Below are 6,097 nucleotides of genomic sequence, written 5' to 3' on the forward strand. Positions count from 1 at the left end.
TTATCCGAATTTGCCGGTGATGTAATCCTCGACGCGCTGGTGCTCGGGGTTCTCGAAGATCTTGCTGGTGTCGTCGAACTCGACGAGTTTGCCGCCGGTCAGGAAGACAGCGGTTTTGTCGGAGATGCGGGCCGCCTGCTGCATGTTGTGCGTGACGATGATGACGGTGTACTCCTCGACCAGGTCGGAGATGAGATCCTCGATCTTCGAGGCGGCAACCGGGTCGAGTGCCGAGGTCGGTTCGTCCATCAGGATCACTTCTGGATCGGTCGCGATAGCACGAGCGATACAGAGCCGCTGTTGCTGGCCGCCCGAGAGAGCCAGTCCAGACGAGTCCAACTGGTCTTTGACTTCGTCCCAGAGGGCCGCGCCACGAAGCGCCTCCTCGACGGCGTCGTCGAGGTCGACCTCGTCCGCTTTCCCCTGTACGTGGAGACCGTAGGCGACGTTGTCGTAGATCGATTTCGGGAACGGGTTCGGCTTCTGGAACACCATCCCGATCTTCCGGCGAAGCGCAACGGGGTCGACGTCGTCATCGTAGATGCCCTTCTCGCGGAAACTGAGGTTCCCCTCGACGTTGCAGGCGTCGATCAGATCGTTCATTCGGTTGACACAGCGCAGGAACGTCGATTTCCCACAGCCGGAAGGGCCGATAATCGCCGTTACCTTGTGTTCCGGAATCTCGATTGAGACGTCGCTGAGGGCACATTCGTCGCCGTAGTAGACGTCGAGGGCCTCCGACGAGACGATAGTCCGGTCGGGCTGATCGGCCCGCTCAGTCGGTTCGTCGACCGATACGTTCGTCGTGATGAGTGATTCGTTCGTTGTCATAGATCTCGTTCGGACCGGTTACGCATGATGATTGCCGTCGCGTTCATACCCAGCAGGACGACCAGTAGTGTGACGACACCGGCCGCCACGACGCCGTAGCGGAAGTCTTCTTGCGGGAAGTCGGACCAGGCGAAGATCTGCATCGGCATCGCACTGGCACGGCTCCAGAGGCCGTCCGGCGCATTGAACACCGTCGTCGGGGCGCCGATCATGATCAGGGGAGCCGTCTCACCGATTGCCCGACCGAGTGCGAGAATCGTCCCGGTCAGGATGCCCGAGAAGGACTCGGGCAGGACGACGTTTTTCGTCGTCTGCCATCGGGTTGCCCCCATCGCGTACGACCCCTGTCTGAGGTCGTCGGGCACTGACCGGATCGCCTCCTGTGCCGAGATGATCGTGATCGGTAGGATCAGTAGCGAGAGAGTCGCCGCGGCGGTCACCACGGTCCCGAAACCAAAGCCGAGCGCGTTGGCGAAGAGGCCGAGTCCCAGTAGACCGTAGACGACCGACGGGACGGCCGCGAGGTTCGCGATATTGATCTGGATCACTCGCGTGATTCCGCCGACGATACCGCTACCAGCAGTGTACTCCTCCAGGAAGACTGCCGATCCGATCCCGAGGACGAACGAGAGCACTGCAACGAGTGCGATGATCATAACCGATCCGACGATTGCGGGATACAGACCGGCCTGACTCGGCGTTCTCGACGGACTGTTCGTCACGTAGGATGGGTCGATCCACGGATCCGGTGCCGGGAAACCGAAGGTGCTGACCAGCGTCGCGCCGGCAAGCGTCCCCACGACGAGTACTACCGGAAAGAGCAGGCCGATCCGACCGGCAGTAGTATCGACCACCGTCCCGGCGTAAACGGTCGTCGGAACGATGGTCGTCACCAGGACCAGCGCCGCATTGCCCTGGGGTATCCCCATCACACCCGCGAGGAGACTACCGACGACGACTGACACGAGAACGAAGCCTCCGATTGCGAGACCGGCCCGCCGGCCGCGTCGGCGGGAGTACAGTAGCCCAGTCGCCGCTGCGACCGGGATCACGACGGTCCAGATGTAGATCGGCCAGGCCGTCGGATACACCGAAATGCTCTGGTTGACGAACACGGCGGCGGCGGTCCCCGCAATCGCGACTGGGAGCGTCAGGGCGGAAAGTCGGGAGCCGGAAATCCGTCCCCACGCGTACAATCCAAGGGCCGGCAGGAGTGCAATCGTGTACGTCAGGAACCAGAGTCGGGCGTCGAAGACGTCGAACAGGATCACGAAGGCACCGCCGAGGCCAGCGCCCCCGAGCAGTCGGCCGAGGACGCCGAATCCGACCTGCCCCATCTGCTCTCGAGTCCCGGCAACCGCCACGTAGCCCGTGGTCGGGATAACGACGACGAACAGATATGTGAGTTGCCAGGAGAGCCGCGGGATCGGTCTGATCAGTAGCTCGAAGGCATAGAAAAGGACTGCCGTCGCGACGAGGCCGCCGCCGAGCGCGACGACGATCTGTCTGGTCAACGTCCTGTCGTTCGCGCTGTACAGCGAGAAGGCGACAAAGGGCAGGACGAGCGTAATGAAGAACGTCAGCAGCCATTCCGGCGACGCGGCGGTGAGATCGAACGCGTCGATGACGACGTAGATCAGCAACACGGCGAGCGCAACGATTCCGAAGACGGACGCGCCCAGCGACAGTTTCTCGAAGACGACACCTCGCAGTCGACTCACCGGTTCGAAGTCGGTCGTAGAGTCAGTAACAGCCATATTAGTACTCCTCGCGATAGCGTTCCGCGATTATATCGCTGATAATGTTCATCGTCAGCGTGACGACGAACAGTGAAAGCCCTAGCGCGAACATCGCGTCGTAGGGGAGCGATCCGCCGGTGAGGTCGCCACCGACGATCTGTACCATCGCCACAGTGATCGTCATGCCCGGTTCGAGCAGGACGTCGCCGGGGTGGATGAAGGGAATACCACCCAGGCCGCTCCGGATCGCCGGCAGGTTGGCCTGGGCCCCCATCGCGACCACGACGACCATCGTCTCACCGATCGCACGCGAGACCGCGAGAATGTACGAGGAGACGATTCCGGAGATCGACGCCGGGACGACGATTCCGGTCGAGACCTCGAACTTCGTCGCTCCGAGGCCGTAGCCGGCCTGTCGAAGGCTGTCGGGAACCGCACTCATCGCGTCCTCGCTGATCGAGGAGACCATCGGGATGGTCATGATGCCGACCATCAGCGACGCCGAGAGCGCGTTGAACGTGCTCATCGACGGGAACAGCGTCGCCTTGAGCGCGGGTGTGACGTACACCAGTGCGAAGTAGCCGTAGACGACCGTCGGGATGCCCGCCAGGATTTCGAGCATCGGTTTGAGGACCGAACGTGCGCGGGGTGTGGCGTACTCGCTGAGGTAGATTGCCGTCAGCGTTCCAATCGGTAGGGCGACAAACGCCGCAGTGATCGTCACGACGATAGTTCCGATCAGTAGGGGATGATACCGAACGCGACACTACCACCGGCCGGATTCGGACTCCAGCTGAGACCGAACAGAAAGTCTCTGATCGGATACTCGAGGAAAAACGCGACGGAGTCGGATAGCAGTGTCAGAAAGATCCCAACGGTCGTAAAGATCGTTAGCGCCGCACAGGCCATAAACAGCCCCGCATACGTGCTCTCGCGGATCCGTTCGATACCGCGAGAGCCGGAGAGATCCGGAGACGCGGACGCGTCGCTCATCGTCCCTCGCCTCGCGACGGGTTCGCGTCACTCGGGGCGGTGCCGTCGAGTCGGACCCTTCGCCCCGAGCCAGCATCGAAGTGACGGGGGAGACAGTTGCCGACGCCACTTCGGGTAGTACACCGTTTCATTGTCAGCGGGTTATCCCTGAGCCTCTTCGATAGCGTTTTCGAGTGTCTCCATCTGGGCCTCTTTGGTCTCTTCGGTACTCGGCACGTAGCCGACGTCTCCGGCGACCAGTTCCTCGTTGGTGGTCTGTTCGAGGAAATACCGGGAGAACTCGGCGATGTGTTCCTTGCCGAGAGACTCCATCGAGGGGTAGGTGTACAGCTTCCGCGAAAGCGGCGTGTACTCGCCTGCAGAGGCAGTTTCGAGGCTGGGTTCGACGGGACCGTCGCCGTCGTCGATTGCGACCGCAGTCACCGTGTCGGGGTTCTGGTAGTAGTACGCGAATCCGAAGTAGCCGATGGCGTACTCGCTTCCCGAGACACCTTCGACGATAGTGTTGTCCTGCTCGGTGGCCTGATAGTCGTCGGTGTGGCCACGGTCTTCGCCCTGAACGTTGCTGATGAAGTAGTCGTAGGTACCGGAGGTGTCGGCGGCACCGTACCGCTCGATCGGTTCCTCGGGCCAGTCGGAGTTGACCTCGTTCCACGTCGACGCCGCGTCGGACTCCCAGATCTGGGCGAGTTCCTCGACGGTCATCTCCGTCGCGAAGTCGTTGTCGTTGTTGACGACGACTGTCAGGGCGTCCGTCGCGGCGACCAGTTCGATGTATTCGACGCCGTTGTCCGCACACAGCTGCTCTTCCTCCTCTTTGATCGGGCGGCTCGCGTTGTTAAAGTCCGTGTTTCCGGGACAGAAGTGATCCGCGAACCCACCGCCCGAGCCTGTACTGCTGATGTTGGTTTCGACTTCAGCGTCGGGGTACTCCTCCGGGAGGTACTCCTTTTCAGACTTCTAGGACGGCGCTCATCAGGGGAAACACCGTACTCGATCCGGCGACATCGATCGTTCCTGAGAGGCTTGCTTCTTCGTCGGCCTCACTTTCGAGGCAGCCAGCCATCGCCAGTCCACCGACGACACCCGCAGATGCGAGGAAACTTCGTCGCGTGCTGTCAGTTCGTCCGGCGCTGTGCTCCGTTCCCGAGTGGTTCTGTGCCATCGACTATTGCTATGAAAGAGTGTAATAAGTAGGCTGCTATGAGCTATATATTTAATGTCATAACGATATGTTCTTCACAATAGTACTATATTCTGCTATATATTTGTGGCAGTAGCGCCCCCAGCAGTGAGGACAGGTTTATATCGATTACCCGCCGACCTACGACCGTTGTGGGAGTCAACGCGCCGACGGGACCGATCGACGCAGCGAGACGAGCACTGCAACGGGAGCGCAGACAGTTGCGCGACGAACGCGAAGCGCTCAAAGCGTTCAAAGAGCGCGTCACGGAGATCGACACGACGAGTCCGGGGGCGGGGCACCAGCAGTTCCCGCTCACTGGCGCGGGGTCGACAGGCCTGCAATCCGTGCGTGACGCCTACGCCGACACCGTGATGGACGTCCCACACTACGAACTGGCCTACAACGAGTCGCTACCAGAGCACATGGCCGGCGAGGCTGGGCGAGGAACTCGCCGCCGCAGTGACGGGTGAGGGCGGGCTGTATCCCCCACTGAAGCGGAATCTCGTCGTCACGACGAACGAGGCCATCAGGGCTCGTGGTGAGATACTCCGGCTGATCGACGACGAGGAAGCCCGCCTCGACGAGGCCGAAGAGACCGTCATGAAGATGATCCAGCAGATCGACTCGATCCTCGACCAGCCGATCGAGCGGATGGAGTTCAACAGCCTTCGGCTGACCCGAACCCGCCTGCTCGAACTCCGCGAGCAGTGTGACGACATCGTCGACGAGCGACAGGCGTTTCTCGAACGACAGCGCCGCGACCTGCCCGACCCGATGACCGGTCTCGCGGAGTATCTCTACCAGCACTGCGAGACGACGTTTCCGTTGCTCGCGGTGTACGCACGACTCGCCGAAGTGATCGACCGATCCGTCGACCGCGCGGAAACGCGTCTCAGCGAGGCCTCCGCAGAACTCCGCGGACGGCTAAACGCCGGTGATCTCGAAGCGAGCGCCGCCAGTCTCGCTCTCTATGATATCGATCGACCAGCCGTGGGCGTCGACGATGTCGTCGACGATAGAGAGGCCAAAGCCGGAGCCTCCGTCGTCGATGGTGTAGTTCGTATCGAAGACGCAGTCACGCTCGTCGCTCGGGATGCCCGGGCCGTCGTCCTCGATAGCGAATCCGATCGTCCGACCCGAGGGGTCGTACAGCGCCTCGACGATGATCGAAACGTCGTCACTGCAGTGGTCGAGTGCGTTTCTGAAGAGGTTCTCGAAGATGCGCAAAAGCTGTGAGCGGTCGGCCACGAACTCCGCGTCTTCCTCCCGAATCGAGAGCGAGGCACTCGAAGAAACGACGTTTTTCCACGCCGTCCGACAGACCTCTGCAAGCGAGACCGTCTCGGTA

4 protein-coding genes and 2 pseudogenes are annotated in these 6,097 nt (G+C 61.4%); 1 reads left to right on the forward strand and 5 read right to left on the reverse strand.

Annotation, left to right across the window (positions count from 1 at the left end; all coding sequences use genetic code 11):
* From pstB to ACFQH2_RS17095, 4 genes and pseudogenes are all read right to left on the reverse strand, one after another.
* Window positions 1-831: a phosphate ABC transporter ATP-binding protein PstB gene (gene pstB / locus ACFQH2_RS17080; protein ID WP_377055707.1), complete on the reverse strand. Its 831-nt coding sequence runs from the start codon at window positions 829-831 to the stop codon at window positions 1-3.
* Window positions 828-2,588 (reverse strand): phosphate ABC transporter permease PstA, encoded by a 1,761-nt coding sequence (gene pstA, locus ACFQH2_RS17085; protein WP_377055709.1) that lies wholly within the window; start codon window positions 2,586-2,588, stop codon window positions 828-830. Before pstA ends, pstB begins: the two co-directional genes overlap by 4 nt.
* 1 nt (window position 2,589) lies before the next feature.
* Window positions 2,590-3,563 (reverse strand): annotated as a pseudogene (gene pstC / locus ACFQH2_RS17090) (phosphate ABC transporter permease subunit PstC).
* Between the two features lie 141 nt (window positions 3,564-3,704).
* A pseudogene (locus ACFQH2_RS17095) lies at window positions 3,705-4,728 on the reverse strand (PstS family phosphate ABC transporter substrate-binding protein).
* A gap of 170 nt (window positions 4,729-4,898) precedes the next feature.
* Between ACFQH2_RS17095 and ACFQH2_RS17100 the strand changes: the two are divergent.
* A complete protein-coding gene (locus ACFQH2_RS17100) occupies window positions 4,899-5,219 on the forward strand; it encodes a DUF7260 family protein (RefSeq protein ID WP_377076950.1) in 321 nt (106 codons plus the stop codon).
* Window positions 5,220-5,673: 454 nt separating this feature from the next.
* Here the strand turns inward: ACFQH2_RS17100 and ACFQH2_RS17105 are convergent, their stop codons facing one another.
* A complete protein-coding gene (locus ACFQH2_RS17105) occupies window positions 5,674-5,997 on the reverse strand; it encodes a sensor histidine kinase (RefSeq protein ID WP_377077013.1) in 324 nt (107 codons plus the stop codon).
* Window positions 5,998-6,097 lie beyond the last annotated feature (100 nt).

It is taken from the genome of Natronoarchaeum sp. GCM10025703 (assembly GCF_042661985.1).
GTDB lineage: Archaea > Halobacteriota > Halobacteria > Halobacteriales > Natronoarchaeaceae > Natranaeroarchaeum.

What these genes read in the sequence shown, in the direction of transcription:
- pstA (WP_377055709.1), bottom strand. Translation starts at nt 2,588, where the DNA reads ATGGCTGTTACTGACTCTACGACCGACTTCGAACCGGTGAGTCGACTG.
- pstB (WP_377055707.1), bottom strand. Translation starts at nt 831, where the DNA reads ATGACAACGAACGAATCACTCATCACGACGAACGTATCGGTCGACGAA.